The sequence below is a fragment of the Nitrospira sp. genome (assembly GCA_029194665.1).
Lineage (GTDB): Bacteria > Nitrospirota > Nitrospiria > Nitrospirales > Nitrospiraceae > Nitrospira_D.
Genome location: JARFXO010000003.1, coordinates 335,430 through 359,665, shown reverse-complemented (window position 1 = coordinate 359,665; position 24,236 = coordinate 335,430). Strand labels below are relative to the sequence as shown.

20 protein-coding genes are annotated in these 24,236 nt (G+C 55.1%); 11 read left to right on the top strand and 9 right to left on the bottom strand.

The window, feature by feature from the left end:
* Positions 1-65: 65 nt before the first annotated feature.
* Complete coding sequence (locus tag P0119_11155; GenBank protein MDF0666612.1) at positions 66-1,397, top strand: MATE family efflux transporter; 1,332 nt, start codon at positions 66-68, stop codon at positions 1,395-1,397.
* Between the two features lie 113 nt (positions 1,398-1,510).
* Here P0119_11155 and P0119_11150 read toward each other — a convergent pair whose 3' ends face one another.
* The 8 genes from P0119_11150 to P0119_11115 form a co-directional block, all read right to left on the bottom strand.
* Positions 1,511-2,143 (bottom strand): carbonic anhydrase, encoded by a 633-nt coding sequence (locus P0119_11150; protein MDF0666611.1) that lies wholly within the window; start codon positions 2,141-2,143, stop codon positions 1,511-1,513.
* Between the two features lie 175 nt (positions 2,144-2,318).
* The gene (locus P0119_11145; GenBank protein MDF0666610.1) at positions 2,319-4,604 is read right to left on the bottom strand and encodes a bifunctional SulP family inorganic anion transporter/carbonic anhydrase; all 2,286 of its coding nucleotides are present in this window, start codon (positions 4,602-4,604) and stop codon (positions 2,319-2,321) included.
* A 457-nt stretch (positions 4,605-5,061) separates the two neighbouring features.
* Complete coding sequence (locus tag P0119_11140) at positions 5,062-5,703, bottom strand: hypothetical protein (GenBank protein ID MDF0666609.1); 642 nt, start codon at positions 5,701-5,703, stop codon at positions 5,062-5,064.
* 568 nt (positions 5,704-6,271) lie between these two features.
* Positions 6,272-6,670 (bottom strand): PepSY domain-containing protein, encoded by a 399-nt coding sequence (locus tag P0119_11135; protein MDF0666608.1) that lies wholly within the window; start codon positions 6,668-6,670, stop codon positions 6,272-6,274.
* A gap of 537 nt (positions 6,671-7,207) precedes the next feature.
* Positions 7,208-7,624, bottom strand: a complete 417-nt coding sequence (locus P0119_11130; protein MDF0666607.1) for a hypothetical protein — start codon at positions 7,622-7,624, stop codon at positions 7,208-7,210.
* A 1,805-nt stretch (positions 7,625-9,429) separates the two neighbouring features.
* Positions 9,430-9,777 (bottom strand): hypothetical protein, encoded by a 348-nt coding sequence (locus P0119_11125; protein ID MDF0666606.1) that lies wholly within the window; start codon positions 9,775-9,777, stop codon positions 9,430-9,432.
* Positions 9,778-9,898: 121 nt separating this feature from the next.
* Positions 9,899-10,651, bottom strand: coding sequence for a hypothetical protein (locus tag P0119_11120; GenBank protein ID MDF0666605.1), 753 nt, complete (start codon positions 10,649-10,651; stop codon positions 9,899-9,901).
* Positions 10,652-10,665: 14 nt separating this feature from the next.
* Positions 10,666-12,012 (bottom strand): 2-dehydropantoate 2-reductase, encoded by a 1,347-nt coding sequence (locus P0119_11115; GenBank protein ID MDF0666604.1) that lies wholly within the window; start codon positions 12,010-12,012, stop codon positions 10,666-10,668.
* Positions 12,013-12,102: 90 nt separating this feature from the next.
* Between P0119_11115 and P0119_11110 the strand changes: the two genes are divergently transcribed.
* Positions 12,103-12,837: an NAD-dependent deacylase gene (locus P0119_11110; GenBank protein MDF0666603.1), complete on the top strand. Its 735-nt coding sequence runs from the start codon at positions 12,103-12,105 to the stop codon at positions 12,835-12,837.
* On the opposite strand, the gene P0119_11105 is transcribed toward P0119_11110, so the two are convergent.
* Positions 12,817-13,545 (bottom strand): HAD-IA family hydrolase, encoded by a 729-nt coding sequence (locus tag P0119_11105; GenBank protein MDF0666602.1) that lies wholly within the window; start codon positions 13,543-13,545, stop codon positions 12,817-12,819. The genes P0119_11110 and P0119_11105 overlap by 21 nt on opposite strands.
* A gap of 141 nt (positions 13,546-13,686) precedes the next feature.
* On the opposite strand from P0119_11105, the gene P0119_11100 reads away from it, so the two are divergent.
* The 9 genes from P0119_11100 (at position 13,687) to dnaJ (ending at position 24,228) form a co-directional block, all read left to right on the top strand.
* A complete protein-coding gene (locus P0119_11100) occupies positions 13,687-14,832 on the top strand; it encodes a response regulator (GenBank protein ID MDF0666601.1) in 1,146 nt (381 codons plus the stop codon).
* 255 nt (positions 14,833-15,087) lie between these two features.
* Positions 15,088-17,829, top strand: a complete 2,742-nt coding sequence (locus tag P0119_11095; GenBank protein MDF0666600.1) for a valine--tRNA ligase — start codon at positions 15,088-15,090, stop codon at positions 17,827-17,829.
* Positions 17,830-17,832: 3 nt separating this feature from the next.
* Positions 17,833-18,714, top strand: a complete 882-nt coding sequence (gene nadC / locus P0119_11090; GenBank protein ID MDF0666599.1) for a carboxylating nicotinate-nucleotide diphosphorylase — start codon at positions 17,833-17,835, stop codon at positions 18,712-18,714.
* 3 nt (positions 18,715-18,717) lie between these two features.
* On the top strand, positions 18,718-19,557 hold the full coding sequence (locus P0119_11085; protein ID MDF0666598.1) for a biotin--[acetyl-CoA-carboxylase] ligase: 840 nt from the start codon (positions 18,718-18,720) through the stop codon (positions 19,555-19,557).
* Positions 19,558-19,581: 24 nt separating this feature from the next.
* Positions 19,582-20,100 carry a type III pantothenate kinase gene (locus tag P0119_11080; protein ID MDF0666597.1) on the top strand — a complete coding sequence of 173 codons (519 nt, stop codon included), beginning with the start codon at positions 19,582-19,584 and terminating at the stop codon, positions 20,098-20,100.
* A gap of 23 nt (positions 20,101-20,123) precedes the next feature.
* A complete protein-coding gene (locus tag P0119_11075; protein MDF0666596.1) occupies positions 20,124-20,384 on the top strand; it encodes a hypothetical protein in 261 nt (86 codons plus the stop codon).
* Positions 20,385-20,474: 90 nt separating this feature from the next.
* Positions 20,475-21,056, top strand: a complete 582-nt coding sequence (grpE, locus tag P0119_11070; GenBank protein MDF0666595.1) for a nucleotide exchange factor GrpE — start codon at positions 20,475-20,477, stop codon at positions 21,054-21,056.
* A 41-nt stretch (positions 21,057-21,097) separates the two neighbouring features.
* The gene (dnaK, locus tag P0119_11065; protein ID MDF0666594.1) at positions 21,098-23,020 is read left to right on the top strand and encodes a molecular chaperone DnaK; all 1,923 of its coding nucleotides are present in this window, start codon (positions 21,098-21,100) and stop codon (positions 23,018-23,020) included.
* 74 nt (positions 23,021-23,094) lie between these two features.
* On the top strand, positions 23,095-24,228 hold the full coding sequence (gene dnaJ, locus P0119_11060; protein MDF0666593.1) for a molecular chaperone DnaJ: 1,134 nt from the start codon (positions 23,095-23,097) through the stop codon (positions 24,226-24,228).
* Positions 24,229-24,236 lie beyond the last annotated feature (8 nt).

Sequence of the window (24,236 nt, the reverse complement as noted above, 5' to 3'; positions counted from 1 at the left end):
AATCCCTGGCACCAGCAACGATTTGTCACATGACGGAAGGAGGAACTCTGTTAGGATAACGCCCCATGGGCAGCGCTGTCACCCAGATCAGACGGTCCGTGATGATTTTGGCGCTCCCCGTCACGCTCACCACGTTTCTCCAACGGGCCGAAGGCATTGTCGCCGTCCTCCTGGTCGGAGGCCTGGGCGCCACTTCCATCGCCGCGGTCGGCCTGGGTCAACTGCTGACGTTCGTGGCAACGACGTTGGTCTCCGGAATCTCGGTAGGGACGAATGTAATTGTCGCCCAATTGTGGGGGGCCAGACGCCGACAGGACGCGGGAGAAGCGGCCCGTCACTTCTTATGGCTTTCGATCGGCGTATCGCTCCTGTTGGCTAGCCTTGGAATAGCCGGCAATCGGTTCGTCATGGAGCAACTCGGCGCAGAATCCGCCGTCATTGAGCTCGCCCTCCCCTATTCGACCATCATCTTCTTCGTGATTCCCTGTACCGTCCTCATCCAAGTTCTGTCGTCCATCCTCCAAGGCACAGGCGACACGAAGACCCCCATGTATGGTCTGATCGGCGTCAACCTCCTCCACATCTGCCTTGCGTACCCCCTCATCTACGGACGATGGGGAGCTCCCAACTTGGGTCTCAAAGGAGCGGCCATCGCTGTCGGACTCGCCGAAGCGACGGGGATGCTCTACCTCTTGCTGCGTTGTCGCCCAATCTTGAAGGAGTCATCCACGTTGCGCATAGACTTGATTCGATCGATCTGGGAGGTGGGAGCGTCGGTGTCCGGCGAACGGATCATCCAACAGGCGGGAATTTTCCTCTACACCAAGCTGGTCTTGCTGTACGGCACCGTCGCCTATGCCGCTCACCAAGTCGGCCTGTCGATTGAATCATTCTCATTTTTGCCTGGATATGGCCTCGCCATCGCCGCCGCCACCATGGTAGGGCAAAGCATCGGGGCAGGGAAGTACGCCAGAGCCAAGCGGGAGAACTGGGAGGCCAATCGGATCGCCGTCGTTCTGATGGCCTTCATGGGGATCATTTTTTTCTTTTTCCCCTATGCACTGCTTCGTGCGTTCACCATCGATGAAGCCGTGATCGAACTCGGAACGATGTTTTTAAAAATTGTTGCCTTATTGCAAGTGCCGCTGGCTCTCACCATGGTCCTGGCCGGGTCGCTCCGAGGCGCCGGCGACACACGCTTCATTATGGGTGCCACAATGATCGGCATGTGGGGCGTCCGCGTCCCGTTGGCGCTGATCGCCTCTCTCTGGATGCGTCACTCCGTCTTTTATATCTGGGCAGCGATGATCGTTGACTGGACCGTGCGGATGGGATTATTACTCTGGCGATATCAATCGGAACGGTGGCGGCAGATTCAAGTCATTCGGCAGCAGTGACCGGAACAGTTACGACGGCTTCCCGTCAGCCTAAGGCCTGCCATCCTCAGACGCGATGCGGCTACAGAAGTTGCGACCTAGGAACTCCAGATGTATCGGGCTGTTGCGGCGCATTATGCGCGAACAGCCGTTTCATAGAGCGAGACAAACTCCTGCGAGTTAAAGTCATAGACCCATACATCCCCGGTTGAGATGGAATAGACCCAGCCATGGAGATCTACGTTACCCTTGCGCAGTTGGAGGGCTACCGATGGATGTGTGCGCAGATGCTCAAGCTGGACGCGGACATTCTCCTGAATCGTCTTGATGAGGCGGTCTTTGCCCTTGATATCGGCATAGAGCTCGCGCATCAACCACCGGGTGGTTTCAACTTGCCCCACCCATTCTTTGACCGCCGGTAAGTCTTGCACTTGCTCGGGATGCAAGAGCGCCTTCATCACACCGCAATCGGTATGGCCACACACAATGATATGAGGCACCTTCAAAACCGCCATCGCATATTCTATCGTTGCGGTGGTGCCGCCCTGCATGGAACCGTAGGGCGGCACAATATTCCCGGCATTTCGCAGGATGAACAACTCCCCAGGCTCCGCTTGTGTTAAGAGCGTGGGATCAACTCGCGAGTCGGAACAGGTAATGAATAGAGCGCGTGGAGCCTGACTTTGAGACAGTCGCGCGAACAACGCTTTCTTGTTTCCAAACACTTCTTTGCGAAACTTCAGGAAGCCTTTAACAAGCTTTTCCATCGTCCAACCTCACCCTTATCATCCATTGGTCCACCGAACATCTATCTCATAGCCCCGAACGGTAACCGGTTCATGGCTGAATTGTCCGACCCCATACACGACAGCGACCATTTCCACCCTGCGGAGCCGAGCAGAACTGATTCGTGCCCTGTTAATCCGGCAATCGACAGACGCGCTAGAGCGTCTGTCTCATTTGCCTATCGGCGCGCACGTCGTCCGGTAAAAACTCGATGTCTCCCGTAACGACATCGTACATTGCGCCCACGATCGCGATCTGCCCCTCCCTAATGAGACCATCGATTGTCCTACTCGCTTTGTGCAGTTGTTCAACAACCCGCACGACATTCCGACGGGCCACGACATCGACCACCGTCCCTACCTCCTCGGCCGATCCTTCACTCACATCTCGACAGAGCTCTTGGTCAGTCGATTGGTGAAGTTCGTTGATGATGTAATGGAAGTGTTCGCACTCTGATGCTGCAGCGCTCATCTGGGGCAAGCAAAGGAGCTTGACGGCTGCACTGACGGCGCCGCATCGCGTATGCCCCATGACAAGAATGAGTTTCGCTCCAGCCACAGCACATCCGTATTCCGCGCTGGCGAGAACCTTCCGACTTGAGACATTGCCGGCGATACGAACACTGAAGATGTCGCCCATGCCCAAGTCAAACACTCGCTCTGCGGGAGTTGGAGAATCGATGCAACTAAGGACGACGGCTAACGGGTGTTGTGCCGCTGCAGTGGCACGCACCTGCCGGATAAAGTCTCGCGTCAGGCGCCGCCCGCTGCGAAATCGTTCGTGACCATCCTTGAGAATCTGCAACACCTGCCGGGGAGTAATGGCATCTTGAAGTTCGCGCGTCGAGTAATCGACATACTGAATCTGGTTCTCAAAGTTGTACTCACTCCGAAAACCGGCAAGACTGACCTCGACACCGTGGGCCGGTCCCCTTTGGTTCTTGAAGTCTCGAATCAAATCCAGCACGTCTGGGTCGATGTAGTCCGTGTTTCGTGCGTCAAGGAGGACATGGCCATTGCGAGGCACGTCGGCTAGTGCTTCGGACAGAGCGGCACGATTCAGAAAGCTGACCTGGTTGGCCAACTCGATATGCACGACATCGCCGCCTAAATGTTTTTCCACCAACCGATGCACCGGACGGCGCATATTGCTGTTGAGAATAAAGCCGATAGCCACGGATAGCCCGATCAGGATACCGATCAAGAGGTCAGTGAACACGATAGCAATCACGGTGGCTGCGAAAGGGAGGAATTGATAGCGGCCATCGTTCCACATTTGCTTCATCAGGGCCGGACTGGCCAGTTTGATACCGGTCATCAGCAAGATCGCAGCAAGAGCCGACAAGGGGATAGTATTGATCCAAGCCGGTATGAGCGGAACGCTCACCAACAACAATGTGCCGTGAATGATAGTCGCTGACTTTGTCTTGCCGCCCGCGTTGACGTTCACAGAGGTGCGGATGATCACGGAGGTGACCGGGAGTCCGCCGATCAGCCCGCACGCTACGTTTCCAACGCCTTGCGCCAACAGTTCTCGACTCGGAGGGGATGAGCGTTGCTGAGGATCAAGCCGATCGGCAGCGTTAAGATTGAGCAACGTTTCCAAAGACGCCACAATGGCGAGTGTCAACCCAGCGCTATAGATCGCAGGATTCATCCATTGCGAGAAGTCGGGGCGTGGAAGAAGTCTCATGAGTTCGGTCAAGTCACTTGCCACCGGTACCTGAACCAGGTGGCTTGGCTTGATCATCCAGGGATCACCGAGTTGCTCGAACCATACGCCCGCCCCGATACCGAACAGCACCACCGCCACAGGAGCGGGGAAGAGTGACTTCTTCAGCAGGTTCCACTTGTCCCAGAGCACGAGTAGCGCAATGGACATCAAACCGACAATGGCGGCACCCGGTTGGAAATCACCGAACATACGGATGATCTCAGTAAACGTCGTTTCGAGATCCGGTTGAAAGAAGGTCATTTCTCCTTCAGGGTCTGGGTCATGTCCAACGAGATGCGGAATCTGCTTCAAGATAATGATCACACCGATCGCGGCCAACAACCCTTTGATCACGCTGGACGGGACAAACGCAGCGATAAAGCCACCCTTGGCAATGCCTAGGGCGATTTGAATCAATCCGGCAAGAATCACGGCCGTCAGAAAGGTAGAAAATGATCCGAGTGAAAGTATGAGTGAGGCGACGACCGCAGTTAAACCGGCCGCCGGGCCGCTGACGCTGGTGTGCGATCCACTGAACATTCCTACCACGATGCCGCCGACAATTCCGGCCAACAATCCGGACACTAACGGTGCACCGGAAGCCAGCGCGATCCCGAGGCATAGAGGCAGAGCCACGAAACATACGACGAGGCCTGCCTTGATATCTGCCAGGGCCGTGGCTGAGGAGGCGCCATTCGTTGAAGACATGATCGCTTCGGATTCTTTCATAAACAGTTCATCGGCGCACACACTTCTGGGAAAAAGTACGCATCTCTACCGTTCAACCTTCAAACCTCTTAGACCACCGTGAGCTACCTCCGCTGTCTTTGCAACAATGTCGAAACTCGCATGCGTCACTCAATCAGTCATCGGGAGTCACGTGGGATGAGAGAGTCCTCTCCGTGCGCTAATCGCAGTTTGACAGGATTCCTGACGCATACCTCCAGCGAGACAATCAAGATTGGACAATCCTTTGTTACGAGAAACCGCCGTACGTTATCTTGCGCAGGTTCCGAAGGGGATACCGGCGTGGTCGAAAATCCGATGTGGGCAGCTTTATTGTTCTCATATTCTCCCCTTTCCAAGCCTGAACATCTCTCGTTGACGACGTTCACGCTTGGAGGAAATTCTTTACTCGGAGATCGCCTTATCGTTAGTGGGCATCCTACGAGACCGTTAGAGCCAACTAGAACCCGCCTACATGACTATCCAGTGCAATCGAATGCTGTACAGGCGATTCCACTGGTCCCACGACCGTCGGACACCCCTGTACTTCAAGAAGTCTGTCTGAATCATCCTGAGTAAACTTGCCCTCAGTAACCACCTCGCGTGTGATCCACCCACTGAAGAATCCTGTTTCTATCTGCAGCACCCAGGTCCCCAGTGAAGTGCACTCTCGTGACTGGACGCTAAATGCGGCAGGAAGCATTGTGTGCCAGACCCCCCGCATATTGTTGAAACCGATACCCGTGGCTCGATAAGAGCCGGCTGGGAGTTTCACAGCGAAAGAGTCATCAATTGGGAGATGAGAGATCTGAAACCGCTTGCCACTGGTTTCCTCTTCAAGCCACCATTGCATATCTACCATCCTCATCTTCTTAAACTTCTCCGTGTGATCCATCTCATGCCGTGTCAGATGAATTCTCCCAAGTAGCCATCCGTGATCCTTATCCGCATCTGTAACCATGATGCCTGCTGGTGATCTCGGCACAAGGACTGTGATGCAACCAAGTGTGAGGCCAGCGAACATCAGAAGCGTGCTTATGAAGCAAACATGACGAAGGATCTGCATATTCATAAAATCCTCCCCTCTTTGCTGATCGATCATGCACCAGAAAGACCTTCAAGCCATTCACAAACAGCCGGACTGTCCTTAAGACGCCAACAGGTTTAACAGCCCACGCATAGGTAGGCCGAGAGACAACATGCTGTGTGATGCGATCGTGCCGACGAGATCAGGCTAGGTAGGGAGGATGGAACACAGATGTGATCAATATCGGAAGATGTCGGATAGGGCGAACCTCGCTGAGCAGACGGAGAAGATCAGGCCTCTCCAGCTCAGGCAACGGTGATAGGGCTGAACAGTCCTCGGAGACAGGTTCAGATTCTGCACGCACATCCGAATTCAAGAGGTTAAGCAGCGTGACCGGTGTCCCGATCATCTGTGCAAGTACGCAGACGCAGAGCAACACCACCACACATGCAACACCCGCTGCGCCGTATGACGCATGGGACATCATTCGGTTCATCTCATTCATGTAAGTAAGTTACCACATGAAATACACTCTGTCATCTCTCATAGGCCTGGATGATCTGCAGGGACTCTGTTGTTTCTGCCTACACGCTGGAGAGAAATGATCGGGTCCGAGGGGCGCGTGAGTGCCCCTCCGACCCGATCATTGTTTGTGATATGCCTGATGCCGCTTGACCTTCTTTGCCTTGGCCTTGTCCTCCACAGTGATGACACTTCCCGTCTCAGCATCGATGCGGATCTCCATGATCTTCTTCTCCGGTGTAACAACTTCTATTTTCCAACTCAGCCGGTCGTGCTTCTGTTTCAACTCGGCTTCGATGACCGTGCCCGACACCGTCTCTGAGGCAGTTCTGATCGCCTCACTAATCGCTATCTTGGCCACAGTCGCCATCTCGAACTTATTCGGCTCCCCATAGGCTGAGTCGGTCACCGCCATGGCTCCGGCTGCCAACAGCAGCGCACCCAGAGGGAAGATTGTGAAGACGGCTTTGAACATGGATTTATCCTCGCTGTTGTTCTGACGTTCTGATGAAGACAACACTTTCAGACCCCTCCTCCAGGGACCGTGACATTCATACTCTCCAAGACTGACTGGCCCGAACAATCCGACTTTCCTCAACCGACTCCTCAAGCGCTCCGTAGATCACGATGAAGAATGCGGTGGGCCGATCCTTGGCAAGCATCCCGCAATTCTTTAAAAGCCCCTGGTCATGACTGTTCTCCATGGTCCAGAAACACGTCGTAACAATGACGGTGCCACATCCGACAGACCGTGTCTTGAGGAAACCAACTTGCGTTGAATTCCACGACTACATGATCGGAACCAGGGCTCGCCGGAAGTCCGCAATATGCGCACGGCGCATCAGGAAGACTCTGTGATCGTTTTTCGTGACCGTTGTTAGTCATGTGCCTCTCGTGATCACCTGAACAGAGCCTCCTTGAGCTATGCCTTCGGTCCTTTTCATGACGAGCTAGGTCCTACAGAACCTTTCCCTCACCCCTTCGTTACAGTCGGGACACCTCTCGTTGGAACAGATCCACGGCCCAACCGTCTTGTCACCAGCCATTCCGAGCTCAATCATGTCTCTTGGTGATCGATGGGGACCAAAGCTGCATCGGGTTTTACGAGCGAGGGAATCACCTGGTATTTCAGAATGGAGATCACTTGACGGATGAGTTGGACAGCCACAATGTCATTCGTCTCCAGGACATCGGCTGCTTTGCGTAGCAATGTGGCCGCATGCTTCAGAGATTGGCTCGGTGTTCCCGACGATTCAGCCCGCTTTCCATCCTGAATGTAGATTGGAACAGTGTGACCTTGCCGGTAGCGAACAGCCTCATCCTGCACGGCAAGAATGAGAACCGACGTCGCAGGACCCCGACTGGCCTCTCGATCCGACACCCAACTGTTCTGGAGAAACAAGCACAGACTCACGGCTAGCAGTGCAAGTATCAGTGCCCGCGCATTCGTAGTCCACTGTACAACAGAGGTCATAGGAATCTTCCTTTCGAGAGATGATCATGCCACCGCGACATCGGCCGATGACTGCGGGAATGTGCTGAGTCAGAGGGTAGCGCCCTCTCGCACTCCGACCTTGTAGACATCTCCGGGTCATTGACAAGGTGGATTTGGTTTCTCGGCATGTATTTTCGCTTACTGCATCGCAATCGCTCCTCTTAGTCGGAGACCGACAGCTACGGATCTAATGGTCTTTGATTGCTCTCCATCTTCCGGTCGGCAGCGCAGCCCGATGCTGAAGTTCACTCGACGACGTCCTCAATTCTAAAATCGAGCGATGCATCCTCTACTGATACCCTTTCAGTCTGGTTGATCATGCGCCTGTTCGCGATGGACTTGTGCGCTACAAAGCTGTAGGTCCAAACGTTACGAGCTCACAAAGATCTTCACGCCACAGACATTGTGCGAGTTGCCCGACCGTGAACGTCTCTGAGGAGCACGCGGGATCACGTGTTCCAATTTGATGCTAACTATGAAAACGAAGACTACCCTTGAGGAGGATGAAAGACTGCGGTTGGAAAAACCGCAAGTTGAAGCGAAGGTTGAAGCTCCGCATGAAAACTGAAACGGCTCGGCGTTCCTGGCTCAGGCGTTATCGGAGGAATTGAGAAGTCTTCGGAGAGAGACTCTGTCGGTGTATCCGACATGAGTAAACCAAGAAGCGTGAACGGTGCTCCGAGCATTTGAGACACCACGCAGAGACAGACGAATAAGAGCAGAATTGTCGCAGCTGGTCCACGAGGCAAAAAGCGGTTTGACCATCCCTCTCCTCGACTCATGACAGGCAATATACTCCAGCTCTGCCTGACGGGCAAGCGGGCCGAAATCACTCTTGCCCGAACAAGGGCCAATAGGCCGACCCCGCTTTCCTTGTTCATTGACACAACTGATGAATCCATCGAATGTGAGACGGGCGACCTACGTACTACGCGGGGTGACTCCTTACACAATTCGGCGCCTGGATTCCCAGGCGCCGAATTAACGGGGGACACCTACGAACCTCCTTGATACGCTCTGGGAAGAGCGAAGCCCTGGTTTACAGCTCGTTTCGAAGACTTTTCGCAGCCTTGGGTCTGCCCCCCTGAGTCGAGCATGAAACCACTTCCGAGGCAAGTGCTGCTGTCCCTTAGCCCGCAGTGAATAGCGCGAACGCAATGATCGCGAACACAAAGATGCCCAAAAAGATATAGGAGAGAGCATCGTTCATGCCAGGCATTGTTCGTCACCTCCTTGTCCGGTCGGTTTTATCGGGTATGTTGAGAATTCATCAGAAATCTCAACTCACCACGTTCGGAGATTGCTCCGCACCTGCAGTACAAAAGCCCACGCACCGCACCGCTCAGTGTACTGGAACAAAACTGACGCTACGCTTGAGGAGGATGAAAAACCGAGGTCACAAAGACACAAACATATGGCAACGATTGCCGATCGAGATTGGAACTCCATGCCCTTGACGTTGTCGGTTTCGGGATTGTTGGGGGAAAAGAGAAATCCTCAGAAACAGATTCCATGAGTGATGCATCGGACGACGCGACCAGGCTGAAAAAGGTGATAGGCATTCCGAGCATCTGCGCCAGAACACAGACGCAGAGAAAGAAAACCAGGTAGTTCGAATTCATCATTTGCCTGTGTCTACACATCACATATCCAATATACTGCGGCTTCTCCGGGTGTACAAGCGGTCGTAACAGCATCTTCTACCCGGATGCGACCCCGCCACGCATACCGTGCTCTCCGGCTACCTTTCCTGCATCGATTTTCTGCATAAAGCAGCGGCAGATTCAAGTCATCCGCTGATCTGACCAAGCATAGGCTGCACCAAAACACAAGCCGGCCACCGATGCCTGGAGGAACGCATTCTCTGAATGGACCGCAATTGCCCACCACAAAACAGCCGCGAGTAGACCCGAGACCGCGCCGAGAATGATCTTGCCACCTGAAAGTCTGAGCCAGTCCGTAAAGACGACCCAGGCGGTCATATAGGTCACCCCGGCAGCAATCGATGCCCAGAGGTGCATAAGGTCGCGCTTGAAAAGCCAGACTTGAATCACCCCTGCAATCACGCCAAGAATGAGGCCTGTGATCGCTCTTTTTAGTAACAGGGAATAGTGAAACGCGTTATCAGGCAATCTATCCTCCATCCCACCGGTCAAGCTTATGAACCCTCTCGTGCACTACGAGGACATGTGGAGTGCTATACCTCTGACCATCGGTAAAACTCAAGACACCACCGCAACCTTGAACACCTCATCAGTACAGCCACACCTGCCCACCGGATCGGAGCACAACGCCGGATTGCGGCGTGAATTGCTCGGCACCGAACAACCAGCGGCGCTCTGGACGCATGAAGTACAATTTCACGCTCTCAATCGCCGATCCACCTCTCGCCTCCATTTCAGGCTGAGCCCCGAGAATTTGCCGCCAAGCCGAACGCCATCGCGAAGGGCGCACATGGATGGGATCGAAACCATACCAGGCTGGATCAAGCCGAAGCAATTTGGCGTCGTAGACAGCGGACAACTTGGTCAACCCCTCGTTAACCAACTCCGCCCGTTCGAGTACTTGCGCCAGAGAGAGCCGACAGAACGGCACCAGGACTGTGCGGAATATCAGAAACTTGAAGTTTGATAAGCGGTGGACGCTGGCAAGCGGCAAGTCAGTGAGAACGATGTCGCACGTGATAGTCCTCAGACGAACGAGCGTCTCCTCGACCCATCCAAGCGTTTGCTCCACCGAGAAGCCATACAGAATATCATTACCGACATCCATGACAAGGCCCCTTGTGACCATTGGAGGGCGGCGCTCCAACTCTGCCCACAAACCCGACTTGAGGATACTGGGCAACGTGCGAAAGAGAAATCGACTCGGCGCTCCATAGGATCGACCATGGCCGAGTGCCGCCAGCACTTCGACGTCTGGACCCCATACTGATCGAGCCGTCGAAACGATGGTCTGGAAACCACGTGTCAGATTGCTGGCGCCAAGCGCAACGACGCGAACCATTGCCCTTGGTCAGGTTACGGCCTTGGAGGACAAGTCGTTTGCCTCGTGTCACGCCCTGGCCCTTTCGTCACTTCGATCCTCGTCACACCTTTCACATTGGCGCAGAGATCTTCCAGTCCCGGCGTAATGAGGCGAAACGAGCCACCCTTCGTGTCAGGCAGCCGGTCTCCATCAAGCTCATAGACAAGAATTCCGTGCTCTCGGGCTTGCTCAAGCGTGAGGCAGACGGAATACTTTCCATCCGAGGCATGAAAGACGACATGGTTTGCTTCGATCGCCAACGCTGGAACATCGAGCAGCCCCTTCAACCGAATTCCACGTCCCTCCATACCGGACATGACTGTTGAAACATCCACATGATGCTCGGCCGGTAATGACGCGATCGCCGCACGATCGAAGGACAGGGGCTGAACCACAGCGCCCTCTATTCGCACGCGCCCCTGATCAGTCTGCTCCTTCTCCGTGATCGTCTTGATCATCGCCGTCAGGGCTTCGTTCACCGGTGTCGGAATCCCCAACTTGCGCCCCTGCTCCACAATGTACCCATTCAAGTAGTCGATTTCTGTCGGACGTCCCGCCTTCCAATCGTCATACATTGAGGTATGAATATCGCGAATCTCCTGGGATGCTTTCACAACCCGTTCCGCCATGTCCGGAGGCAACGGCACTTTGATCGTCGCCGACACTGCCGCAACTTCTCCGACGATCTGCCGGATCACACCCGTCATCTCTGGATGATCAAGCGCTTTGGCCACATGGTCGTCGATGAGCACGGTGATGGGATTAAAGACACAGTTCCAACACATCTTCTCCCACTTCGTACGGCGAATGTCCTTTGACAGATGACAAGGAATACCGGCCGAGGTGAATAGATCACGGATAGCGAGAAGACGCTCGCTCTCATGTCCCATCAGTTCGCCGATCGACAAAGATCCTTTTTTATAATGCTCGATCACGCCGGGCTCGACGATCTTGGAATAGATGTAGGCGACGCCGCCCACCACGCAATCCCGTTGGATTCGAGCGAGAAGACGGTCTTCGGTATCGATTCCGTTCTGTAGGGTAAGAATCACGGTCTTGTCGTTAAGCACCGGTTCGATTTGGTTCAGGACCTCGTCGAGATCATAGGCTTTCACGCCGAGCACGATGAGATCCGGCCGAGGGATCTGACGTGCATCCGAGGCTGCTTGAGGCCTGACCGTAAATGTTCCATCCATGCTGCGGATCGTCAATCCGTTGCGTTTCACCGCCGCCAGCGTTTTCGTCCGCAGCAAGAACGACACGTCCGGATTATGCTTGGCTAATCGCGCTCCGAAAAACCCGCCGACTGAGCCGGCGCCGACTATCAAGATCTGTTTCATGCGCTCATCCTCATGGTTGCCTGTGAAACGCTCGTACTATAGCATGCGGTTGCGCGGCGACACAGCCGTGCTTAGGAGATCGGTCATCTCATGGCGCCCGGATCTGATCTTGGAATTGTGAGACAACAACTCTCCGCTGCCCGAAGCATCACCGTGCTCACCGGCGCCGGGATTTCGGCCGACAGCGGTGTGCCGACATTTCGCGGAACGGACGGCTTGTGGAAGAACTTTCGCGCCGAGGACCTAGCGACGCCCGAAGCCTTCGAACGAGACCCTCGCCTCGTGTGGGAGTGGTACAACTGGCGGCGCGAGCTGATCGCCACAAAGCAGCCGAACTCCGCACACAAAGCCATCGTCGAACTCGAGCGTCGCTCTCCGGATTTTTGGCTGATTACTCAAAACGTGGACGGGTTGCATCGAGACGCAGGCTCACAGAAAGTCTCTGAGATTCATGGCAACATCTGGAAAGTTCGCTGCACCGGCTGTGGCCTGGTCGCAAACAACCGCGATGTGCCGATTGCCATCCTCCCGTCCTGTGCTGATTGCGGGTCGCTGCTCCGGCCCCATATCGTCTGGTTCGGAGAATCCTTGTTTGCCGACGATCTCAACCGCTGCGCTAGCGCACTCAAACTCTGCGACATCCTGATCGTCATCGGCACCTCCGGGGTCGTCTACCCGGCTGCTGGGTTCGCATCCATTGCCAAAGAAGGCGGTGCGTTCATCGTCGAAATCAACCTCGATCCCATCCCACAGTCGCCGCTGGTCGATGTCTCACTGCAGGGCCGCGCGAAAGATCTCGTACCGTTATTGCTCGATCCGGTCTAGGAACGAGAACAGCCCTTCCAAGCTTCTGATAATCTGAACACCGCTTGATTCCTGCTGCCTACCGTCACGATCCAACAGGACGGCCTGAAGACCGGCTTTCTCCGCACCTTCCACGTCGTCTCGTAAACTATCCCCGACGTGCAAGGCCTCCTCAGAATCGACTGCATGTTTCTCCAACGCGATGTGAAAGATTTGTGGGGACGGTTTTGCGGCCTGAGCCAAACTTGAGATCGTCACCGTGTCGAAGGCATCGGCGATTCCGAGTCCACGCAACAGGGGAAATAGCCGGGAATCAAAATTCGAGATGATCCCGAGCTCCAGATTTCGTGCTTTGAGCCGAGTCAAGGTGGAAGCGGTTTCAGGAAACAAGCACCACGATCGATGGTCCTCAAACACGCGAAACACGTGATCGAAGAATTCGTCGAATCGCTCGAACATACCCACACGATAGAAGACATGATGAACGATATCGAACCACCACAGCCGTTCACTCTGTTTGATTCGTGCCGGTTCAGTCACGGCAAAGACCGGCGGCGGGGCTTCGTGGAACGCTCGTCTGAACGCTTGTTGAATCGCGACCAACGAGTCCGGTTTCCGTGGAAAGCCGAACTCAACCGCATGTCGAAGATAGATCTCAGCGACTGATCCCTGCACGTGAAAAAGGGTATCGGCTGCATCGAAAAACACAACTCGGATCGATGAACTCATGACGGCTCTACGCTGATCTCATTTCAACAACCGACGCGTGCCGAAATACCTCGTGGATCCAATCCTCGATCGATGGTTTTCTTGACAAAGAATACCCCCCTTGCTAGCTTCGAAGAAACCAAAAAGTTGGGAGATTTTTTCATGGCTTCGCCGATCTTCGTGGTGGACAGCAGCCCTGCGGTGAGACGGATGGTGGAACAGATCTCAACCTCGGAAGGGTTTGAGGTCGTTGGATTTCAGGACGGACCAGCCGCCCTTGAGGCCGCTCGGCGAACTTCTCCCTCTCTGATCATCGCGGACTACCATCTCGACAACCTGACTTTTTCTGGGTTTTGCAAGGAGATCAACAATCTGGACCACCTGACGGAAACCTATCTCGTTTCGTTGGTGAATCCGGCTGATCGCCCGGACGAAAACCTCCTTCGCACGTTGGGTGTCAAAGCATTCCTGAAGAAACCGTTTCAATCTGAGGACTTGCTCGGCGTGCTGAAAGCGCTTCAGCAGAAGCAAGCTGATGCCTCGAACGGCAAGAGCCTGAAACGCCGCGTCTGGCCTCCGACTTCGACCTCGACCAATTCCGATGATGAGGGGATCAACCACCCGGCAAGTGACGACGGTCAAAAGGAAGTTATGGACCAGCCTGGCAGTTCACCCATGGCATCATTGACGTCACCAGTCACCCACGCGGCCCCCGAAGATGCCATGAAGGGCCTCTTCGACCAACTCTTACAATCGATGACCACACGAAGCCAGCAGAGTCTTGCCGAGCTGGTCCCTCGTGTGATCGATGAGAAATTGGCAACCCATGTCCGACCAACCGTTCAGAAGGAGTTGCAAGCACAGCTCGGGAGCATCCTCTCTCAGGAATATCTCACAACGATCATTCGGCCTCTGGTCTCTCAAACATTGCCCGCACTCATCAGAAAAGAATTCGAGGCCGGTGAACCCATCATTCGGCAAACCGTATCCGATGTAGCCAAAGCTTCCATCGGAACGACGGTCGATCGACTGGTCAAGGATCAGGTCGAATCCGGAATCCATCAACACTTGCCTACGGTCGTGCGAGAACAGGTAGGAACGATCGATCAACTGATCAAAGATGAGCTTCAACGTGCGGTACTGAAACAGGCCCCGCTACTGGCAAATGATTTGGTGAGAGCCGCAATAGGACAAACCATCGAACAAGCTGTTCAGCAAATCGTGCCTGATGTCGCCGAGCAGCACATCAAGGCTGAACTCAAACGTCTGATCGAGACTGAAGAAGCGTCAGACTCCTCTCAGATCTAACTCTTCTTACCCCGTTTCCCTCGTCGAGCCTTGGCCACGGCTTTCATCCGTTTGACATTCTTCCGGTGTTTCTTTCGCGTCTTCCGATCCTTCTCACGACCTCGTGCCATAGTCCTCCTACCGCAATGTGTTTAAACATCTCTGTGTGGGCGACTGTATAACACATGCCTCATACGGTCACAAGCAGACAATGACGCCATTTTCTGAGCGAGACGGACGTGCTAAGATGCTGCCCGCGCTCTTGGACCTGATTCAATGGCTCCATTTCAACTCGAAAAAGGCTATGACCCGAAAACCGTCGAAACCCGATGGTCGCGTGAATGGCTCACGCGCGGATACTTTCATGCCTCACCGGAACAACCAGGCCAACCCTATTGTATCGTCATCCCTCCACCAAACGTCACAGGATCACTCCATGTCGGCCATGCGCTCAACCATTCACTCCAAGACATTCTGATCCGATGGCGGCGCATGCAAGGGCGCAATACCCTCTGGTTGCCCGGAACCGATCACGCCGGCATCGCCACCCAGAACGTGGTGGAAAAGCAGCTGATGGCTGAAGGGCTGTCACGTGAGTCGCTGGGACGGGAGCGATTCGTCGAACGGGTCTGGCAATGGAAAGCGACGTCGGGTAACACGATCGTCAATCAACAAAAGCAGCTGGGAGAATCCTGCGACTGGGACCGTTTGCGCTATACGATGGACGATGGGTTATCCAAAGCCGTCCTCGAAGTCTTTGTACGGCTGTATGAAGACGGGTTGATCTACCGTGGTGAGCGGCTCATCAATTGGTGTCCGCGCTGTCTGACAGCCCTCTCCGACATTGAAGTGGAACATGAGGAGGTGAAAGGGAAACTCTATCACCTCCGCTATCCGTTAGCGGACGACCCGAACAGCAGTCTGATCGTGGCCACCACGCGGCCGGAAACGATGCTGGGCGACACGGCGGTGGCTGTGCATCCGGACGATTCTCGGTATCGCCATTTGATCGGCAAGCAAGTCCACCTGCCGCTCACGACGCGTGAGATTCCGATCGTCGGCGATTCGATCCTCGTCGATCTGGAATTCGGCACCGGCGCCGTCAAGATTACTCCGGCCCACGACTTCAACGACTATGAAGCGGGGGAGCGGCACAAACTTCCTCGACTTGCAGTGCTCGACCATGCCGCATTGCTCGATGCTGGTGGCATGCAACAAGCGGCTGTCGAATCATCCGTGGTGGAACTGCTCCGTGGCCTTTCTGTTTCCAAAGCGCGTCCCAAAGTCGAAACACTGCTTCGACAACAAGGGGTGCTTGAGAAAACAGAGGACCACAAGATGTCCGTCGGAAAATGCTACCGTTGCAAGACCGTCGTGGAACCGTACCTCTCACCTCAATGGTTTGTGGATATCAAGCCTCTGGCCGCCCCCGCGATGAAGGCGGTAGAGGAGGGACGCATTCGTATCGTCCCGGAAGGCTGGACCAACAATTATCTTGGCTGGATGCGAGAAATCAAAGATTGGTGCATCTCACGGCAAATTTGGTGGGGACACCAAATTCCTTCCTGGTACTGTCTCAGCTGCAATGCCAAGCAGATCATCCGCACAGCAACCCGAACGACCATCTTGCCAGGAGCATCTCCTATAGTATCTAAAACCGCTCCAACGAATTGCCCTTCATGTGGCGGGAAGGACCTCTATCGCGATCCCGACGTGCTCGATACCTGGTTCTCCTCTGCCCTCTGGCCCTTCTCGACTCTGGGATGGCCGGACCAGACGCCTGAACTCAAGGTCTATTACCCGACTTCCACGTTGGTCACTGGTCTCGACATTCTATTTTTCTGGGTGGCCCGCATGATCATGATGGGGCTCAAGTTCATGGGAGATGTGCCGTTCAAAGAAGTCTATATCCATGCCTTGGTCCGCGACGCAGAAGGCCAGAAGATGAGCAAATCCAAGGGCAACGTAATCGACCCGCTGCATGTCATGGATCAATTCGGGACCGACGCCCTTCGGTTCACTCTTGCCTCAATGGCTTCGCCGGGACGCGATATCAAACTGGCCGAAGAACGGATCGAGGGCTACCGGAATTTTGCCAATAAGATTTGGAATGCCGCACGATTTGCGTTGATGTATCTCGACGGACCGCGCGCCGCTCTCCCGCCGGCGCAACGGACGTTCCCCGACCGGTGGATCTTGAGTCGCCTCGCCCATACCATCCGCGCCGTCACGACGGAGTTGGAATCATACCGATTCGATCGTGCGGCAACAGTCCTCTATCAGTTCATTTGGCATGAGTACTGCGATTGGTACCTGGAATTGATCAAACCGGTTTTGCAAACCCCTGACCACTCGGATGGAGCAAGCACCAGACACACTCTCGTGGAAACGCTGGAAACGACCATGCGGCTGTTGCACCCCTTCATGCCGTTCATCACGGAAGAAATTTGGCAGACGATCCCCCATCAAGGAGCCAGCATCGTCGTGCAGAACTATCCGACCGCTGACGAAGCATGGGCCGCGCCCGATGCAGAACAGCACTTCGCGTTGCTTGAACAAGCCGTGGGGCTCGCACGGACCGGTCGAGCTCTCTTGAATTACCAACATGGGCAGCAGATTCCGTTTCACGTCGGACACGACAACCCCAATAAGCAGAGTCGGCTCCAGGAGTTACAACAACACCTGGTCCACCTCAGCCGTGGCACCATTGAAGTGAGTTCGCCGCGTGATTGGCCGGCGGCAAGATTACTGAGACTTGTTCTGGAAGGCCTCTCGGTAGGCATCGCAGTCGCCGAGGACGTCGACCTGAAGAAAGCAATTGAGCGCCTGACAAAACAACTCACGGAGAACGACAAGGAATTGCAGCGCGTCGAGGGGAAACTCAAAAATACCGAGTTCGTGTCGAAAGCTCCGCCCGACGTGATTGCCGAGCATCAGAAGCGAGTGCAGACGCTGTCGCGCGATCGTGCATTCCTGGCCGAGAGCGAACGGCAGCTCCGTGCTATGTCCGCAACCTGACAGATGGCCACCCTCCCTGCCGCAGACATCCGGCGAGTCGTACGTCAGGGACTTGAAGAAGACCTGGCTCAGGGAGATGCCACGACAGCATCGCTTTTCCCCTCTCCGGTGCCTGCTCGCGCCGAGATCATCGCGCAACAACAGGTGGTTGTGGCCGGAATGGCCGCAGCGGTTCAGACCTTTCTCCTGGTCGATCCTTCCCTGCGGCTGTCGGTCGTCAAACACGACGGCGACCGAGCTATGAATGGAGAGGTACTCTTGCATATCGAAGGCGATGGGCGGTCCATCCTACGGGCCGAACGGGTCGCCCTGAATTTTCTTCAACACCTGTCCGGGATCGCCTCCTTAACGCAACGGTTCTGCCGAGCCGTGCGCGGCTACCCTGCCAAGATCCTGGATACCAGGAAAACGCTTCCGGGCTGGCGCGCACTTCAGAAGTGGGCCGTTTCGCTCGGCGGTGGGATCAACCATCGCCGATCACTAAGTGATGGCATTTTGATCAAAGATAACCATCTGGCCCTCCTCCGACGCAACCGACGACCGGTTGAACGGGCATGCCGATCGGCACATGCTCATCGGTCAAGCATGCTCCCGATTATTGTCGAGGTAGAATCTCTCTCTGATGTTCGACAGGCGCTCGCAGGAAAGCCCGATATTATTCTCCTGGACAACATGGCTCCGGACTTGGTTCGACGTGCCGTGGCATTGATCAAGAAGCAAGCCCTGGTGGAAGTGTCGGGCGGCATCACTCTTAAGAACGTCCGAGCCATGGCAGCAGCGGGCGCCGATCGCATCTCCATCGGAGCCCTCACCCATTCTGCTCCGGCAGTAACGGTCAGCCTTGTCACGACCTTGGCTCGGCCTCCACGACGCCCGCGTGTGTAGTCGATGCTGTCCGCCACCCTACTCAATATCGATAGTATTCGTAGTACCCTTGCGACCACATCACTTGGTCACGTCTTGTATCTCCACCAAGATTTGCCCTCAACCAACACCGAGGCGGCTTCACTGGTTCGAGCGGGCGCACCGCACGGCACCGTCGTCATTGCTGAGAGCCAGTCCGGCGGCTACGGCCGACATGGGCGCACCTGGTTCTCTCCGCCTGGGCTGAACATCTATTGCTCTGTCATCATACGAGGGACGGGGCAAAGTCTTTCCCTTTCGCAATGGCTATCCTGGGTGCCGCTCGTCAGCGCACTTGCCGTGACCGAGGCCGTTCAACAGATGGCGGCTATATCCCTTTCGCTGAAGTGGCCGAACGACCTGCTTCTCCATGATCGCAAAGTCGGCGGAATTCTCTGCGAGAGCAGCTTCGCCACAACTAATGACCCGGTCGTGGTCATTGGGATCGGACTCAACGTGAATGTCCCCCCGGTGACTTTTCCGGAGGACTTGCGACCGATCGCGGCCTCATTGATTGAAGCTTCACGACGACCAATCGACCGGAATCGGCTCATCGCTCAACTGCTTCTGGAGGTTGAACATGGTCTTGAGGAGCTTCGGACTCATGGAGTGGTCCGGTTACACCAAGCTTATACAACTCGCTGTGCCACACTGGGACGCCGAGTTCGCGTCCGGTTCACGAATGATCGAGCGATCGTCGGCATCGCCGAAGCTCTTTCTCCCGACGGCGCGTTGCAAGTTAACCCCTTGTCATCTCCCTCTCCATCACAACCGCGGTCTCTCGTCGAGGTCCGTGCAGCCGATGTCGTTCATCTGCGAGAGTAGCGAAAGAACACGAGGCCGAGTAGAATGGGGCGGATGCTCTTAGCCATCGATATCGGAAATACCAACGTTGTCGCGGGAATCTTTGACGGATCGACCCTGTTGACTCATTGGCGGTTGGCGACCGATCCTAAGACCACTGCCGATGAGTACGGCGTCCTTTGCCTCAGCCTCATGACCCGAGACGGGCGCATCCCAGAACACATCACCGGTGCGATCATCTCCAGCGTCGTTCCCGCACTCACGGACACGTTTGAATCAATGATTGAAACGTCCTTCGGCTGCAGGCCCATCACCGTCTCATCCGACATGGATACCGGCTTAACGCTCAACTACTCGAATCCGAAAGAGATCGGAAGCGACCGTATTGTGAATGCGGCCGCGGCCTATGAGAAGTTTCGCCGCGACCTCATCATCGTCGATTTCGGCACAGCCACGACGTTCTGTGCGGTCAACCGCGATGCGGAGTATCTTGGAGGCGTGATCGCGCCTGGCCTGACTATTTCTGCGGAAGCCCTGTTCTCAAGGGCTGCAAAGCAAAGTTGAGCTCGCCCGGCCCAAGACCGTCATTGGAACCGATACTGCCGGTCATTGGAACCGATATTCAGTCGGGGCTCATCTTCGGCTACGCCGGCCTCGTGGATACGCTTGTTCAGCGCATGGAAGGTGAAATGGGGCGCACATCATATGTGATCGCAACCGGTGGATTAGCACCGGTGATTGCGCCGGAGGCGCGATCAATTCAACATATTGAACCGTTTTTGACCCTTCATGGGCTTGAACTCCTCTATCGCCGTGCGCGAGGCACGAGCCTGAAGCACTGGGTCTAGCCCCCCTCAGTACCCGCATCATTTTATTTTCCCTTTATCTGTTGACTTCACTCCCTCTATGGATATCTCCCCGCTTGTACGGGTATTAGCATGAGTGACGATCAAGCGCAGGAAAAAATAAACATCAATACAATTGAGAACTTAGAGGAAGATTCTCGCGTCACAGATGCAGGTCCCTCGGTTCAGGAACAATTGGCCGGTAAGACGGAAGAATGTAAAGCGCTCAATGACAAGTATCTTCGGCTGGCCGCGGAATTTGAAAACTATAAACGGCTGACACAACGCGACCAGCGTGAGCAGATTCGATTCGGAAATGAACAGCTTCTCAAAGAGCTGCTGTCGGTTGTCGATAACCTGGAGCGAGCGATCAAAGCTGCTCAGACCAACAGTGGCGATTCGGCGCTCGTCCAGGGTGTGGAACTGACACTCAAGCAACTATCCGGCATCCTGTCAAAATTCGGTGTGCAGGCGGTCGAAACATCCGGCCAGGACTTCGACCCAAGCGCACATCAGGCCGTCTCGTACGGGCCGTCGAACGACGTACCGGCGAATAAAGTATTGGACGAGTTTCAAAAAGGGTATCGGTTGCACGATAGGATACTGCGGGCGGCAATGGTCAGTGTCTCGTCGGGCCCGGCCCGTCCAAACGAATATGACTCAACGACGAACTGACCTGAGTCAGCCGTCGTTGTCGAGAAGGAAGGAGTCCACCAATGGGTAAAGTCATCGGTATCGATCTCGGGACCACCAACTCTTGTGTGGCGATTATGAGCGGCGGAGACCCCGTCGTGATCGCCAACGCCGAAGGGAGCCGGACCACTCCTTCCGTCGTTGCCATCACCGATAAAAGTGAACGGCTGGTCGGGCAAATCGCAAAACGGCAAGCGATTACCAACCCCGAGAACACTATTTTCTCCGTCAAGCGCCTGATGGGCCGCAAGTTCAAGAGCCGTGAGGTTCAAGAAGCCCTGAAGCGGCTCCCCTATAAAGTCGTTGAGGCCGACAACGGCGATGCCCACGTGGAATTGCGCGGCAAGCGCTATAGCCCACCGGAAATCTCAGCGATGATCCTGCAGAAAATGCGGCAGACCGCTGAGGACTACCTCGGCGAAAAGGTCACTGAGGCCGTTGTGACTGTCCCTGCCTATTTTGACGACAGCCAGCGCCAGGCAACCAAAGATGCCGGCCAGATTGCCGGTCTGAACGTCCTGCGTATCATCAATGAACCGACAGCTGCCTCCCTCGCCTACGGCCTTGACAAGAAGAAAGACGAACGGATTGCCGTGTACGATCTGGGCGGCGGGACCTTCGATATCTCCGTGCTTGAAATCGGGGAAGGCGTCTTCGAGGTGAAATCCACCAATGGTGATACCTATCTCGGGGGTGATGACTTCGATCAACGCGTGATGGATTGGCTGGTCGATGAGTTCAAAAAAGATCAGGGCATCGATCTGCGGAAAGACCGAATGGCGCTTCAACGCCTGAAAGAATCGGCGGAACGGGCCAAGATCGAGCTGTCATCGTCCCAAGAAACAGAACTCAACCTGCCCTTCATCACAGCCGATGCCAGCGGTCCCAAGCACATGGTCACGAAACTGACGCGAGCCAAGCTCGAACAGCTGGTGGACGACTTGATTCTGCGCACGATCGAGCCTTGCCGTAAGGCCTTGTCCGACGCAGGCGTCACCGCCAAGGATATCCAAGAAATCGTGCTGGTCGGCGGCATGACCCGCATGCCGAAAGTGATCCAAGCGGTGAAGGACTTCTTCGGAAAGGAACCACACCGTGGAGTGAATCCCGACGAAGTCGTCGCCATTGGGGCCGGCATCCAAGGCGGAGTCCTCAAAGGAGAGGTCAAGGACGTTCTGCTCCTCGATGTGACTCCATTGTCGTTGGGCATTGAGACGCTGGGGGGCGTATTCACCAAGCTCATCGAGCGTAACACGACCGTTCCGACCAAAAAGAGCCAGGTGTTCTCGACGGCAGCCGATAATCAAACGGCCGTCACCATCCGCGTCTTCCAAGGCGAACGGGAAATGGCGAATGACAACAAACTACTTGGGCAGTTCGACTTGGTCGGCATTCCACCGGCGCCTCGCGGCATGCCGCAGATTGAAGTGACGTTCGATATCGATGCCAACGGCATCGTGCACGTATCGGCTAAGGATCTGGCCACCCAGAAAGAACAATCCATCAAGATCACGGCTTCCAGCGGTCTCAGCAAAGACGAAGTCGAAAAGCTCGTCCGAGACGCGCAGTCGCACACCGAAGACGACAAAAAACGCCGTAAATTGGCGGAAGCCAAGAACCAGGCGGATAGTCTGGTCTATCAAACCGAGAAAAACATCACGGAATACGGTGACAAAGTCTCCGCTGAGGAAAAGACAAAAATCCAGGATGCCGTCGCAGCCGTCAAGAAGGCGCTCGAGGGTACCGATGCCGAGGCCATCGAATCAGCGACTCAATCGCTCATGACGGCATCACATAAGTTAGCCGAGGAGATGTATAAGAAAGCCGCCGCATCTCCAGGCCCGCAGCCTGGCGCTTCGTCTCCGGACAGCAGTGCCGGCGAGACCAAGACCGACGAGAAAGTCGTGGACGCAGAATTTGAAGAAGTAGACAAAGACAGGAAATAGCATAGAATAGCGCATCAGAGAACCGAGTTTTCGGCTTGATCGGGAACTCGGTTCATCAATGCATTTTGAGCACAATGGCATCCGTGTCAAAACGCGATTACTACGAAACACTCGGTGTTGATCGGAACGTCTCCGACGACGAGCTGAAGAAGGCGTACCGGAAACTAGCCCGCCAGCACCATCCGGATCTCCACGCCGGCGACCATCAGAAGAAGTCCGCCGAAGAAAAATTCAAAGAAATCAACGAAGCCTACGAAATACTGAGCGATCAGGAAAAGCGAAAGCGCTACGACATGTTCGGCCATGCCGGCGCACAGCAAGGTGGGCCTGGTTTTGAAGGGTTTGATTTCGGACGCGGCGGATTCGGGGATGTGTTCAATGACATCTTCGAGGATTTTTTCGGCCAAGCGCGAGGAGGCGGGGCAACTCGTGCTGAACGTGGCAACGATCTCCAATACAACCTCGAAATCACGTTTGAGGAAGCCGTCTACGGGAAAGAGGCCAAACTCAAGATCCCGCGCTGGGAAATTTGCGTCGACTGCAAAGGGACCGGCGCAAAGTCGGCGGCGGCCATCAAACCATGCGCCAGCTGCAAAGGCGCAGGCCAACTACGCTTTCAGCAGGGGTTCTTCAGTGTCAGCCGACCCTGTGGTCAATGTGAAGGCACCGGCCACTTTGTCACGGAACCCTGCTCGACCTGCCAGGGGCGTCAACGGGTTTACAAAGAGCGCACCATCGCCGTCCATATCCCAGCCGGCATAGAGACCGGCATGCGACTTCGTCTCTCCAATGAAGGAGAGCATGGTCCCAACGGTGGGCCTCCCGGCGACCTCTACGTAGCCGTGACTGTTAAACCCCATCAAATTTTTCATCGCAAGGGCCTCGATATCGCCTGCGATGTGCCGATCAACCTTGTCACAGCCGTTCTCGGTGGAAAAGTGGAAGTCCCGACCCTCAAGGGAGAAACCATCATTAAAGTGCCGCCCGGCACACAACATGACAAGGTCCTTCGGATTAAAGGCTTGGGGATTCCCAGCCTGAAGGGAGGCTCGACAGGCGACCAGGTCTATACGATCAAGGTCAAAATTCCCACCAAATTGACGCCCAGACAAAAAGAACTGCTGATGGAGTACGCGAAAGAAAGCGGCATGACCATGGAAGCCAACGACGAGGGCTTCTTCGATAAAATGAAGACCTTCTTCGAGTAATCTGCCCC

Coding starts and splice junctions, on each gene's coding strand:
- P0119_11145 (MDF0666610.1), bottom strand. CDS start 4,604: ATGAAAGAATCCGAAGCGATCATGTCTTCAACGAATGGCGCCTCCTCA.
- nadC (MDF0666599.1), top strand. CDS start 17,833: ATGGCCACCCTCCCTGCCGCAGACATCCGGCGAGTCGTACGTCAGGGA.
- P0119_11110 (MDF0666603.1), top strand. CDS start 12,103: ATGGCGCCCGGATCTGATCTTGGAATTGTGAGACAACAACTCTCCGCT.
- P0119_11115 (MDF0666604.1), bottom strand. CDS start 12,012: ATGAAACAGATCTTGATAGTCGGCGCCGGCTCAGTCGGCGGGTTTTTC.
- P0119_11140 (MDF0666609.1), bottom strand. CDS start 5,703: ATGATCGATCAGCAAAGAGGGGAGGATTTTATGAATATGCAGATCCTT.
- P0119_11095 (MDF0666600.1), top strand. CDS start 15,088: ATGGCTCCATTTCAACTCGAAAAAGGCTATGACCCGAAAACCGTCGAA.
- P0119_11120 (MDF0666605.1), bottom strand. CDS start 10,651: ATGGTTCGCGTCGTTGCGCTTGGCGCCAGCAATCTGACACGTGGTTTC.
- P0119_11150 (MDF0666611.1), bottom strand. CDS start 2,143: ATGGAAAAGCTTGTTAAAGGCTTCCTGAAGTTTCGCAAAGAAGTGTTT.
- dnaK (MDF0666594.1), top strand. CDS start 21,098: ATGGGTAAAGTCATCGGTATCGATCTCGGGACCACCAACTCTTGTGTG.
- dnaJ (MDF0666593.1), top strand. CDS start 23,095: ATGGCATCCGTGTCAAAACGCGATTACTACGAAACACTCGGTGTTGAT.
- P0119_11155 (MDF0666612.1), top strand. CDS start 66: ATGGGCAGCGCTGTCACCCAGATCAGACGGTCCGTGATGATTTTGGCG.
- P0119_11085 (MDF0666598.1), top strand. CDS start 18,718: ATGCTGTCCGCCACCCTACTCAATATCGATAGTATTCGTAGTACCCTT.
- P0119_11100 (MDF0666601.1), top strand. CDS start 13,687: ATGGCTTCGCCGATCTTCGTGGTGGACAGCAGCCCTGCGGTGAGACGG.
- P0119_11130 (MDF0666607.1), bottom strand. CDS start 7,624: ATGACCTCTGTTGTACAGTGGACTACGAATGCGCGGGCACTGATACTT.
- P0119_11105 (MDF0666602.1), bottom strand. CDS start 13,545: ATGAGTTCATCGATCCGAGTTGTGTTTTTCGATGCAGCCGATACCCTT.
- P0119_11080 (MDF0666597.1), top strand. CDS start 19,582: ATGGGGCGGATGCTCTTAGCCATCGATATCGGAAATACCAACGTTGTC.
- grpE (MDF0666595.1), top strand. CDS start 20,475: ATGAGTGACGATCAAGCGCAGGAAAAAATAAACATCAATACAATTGAG.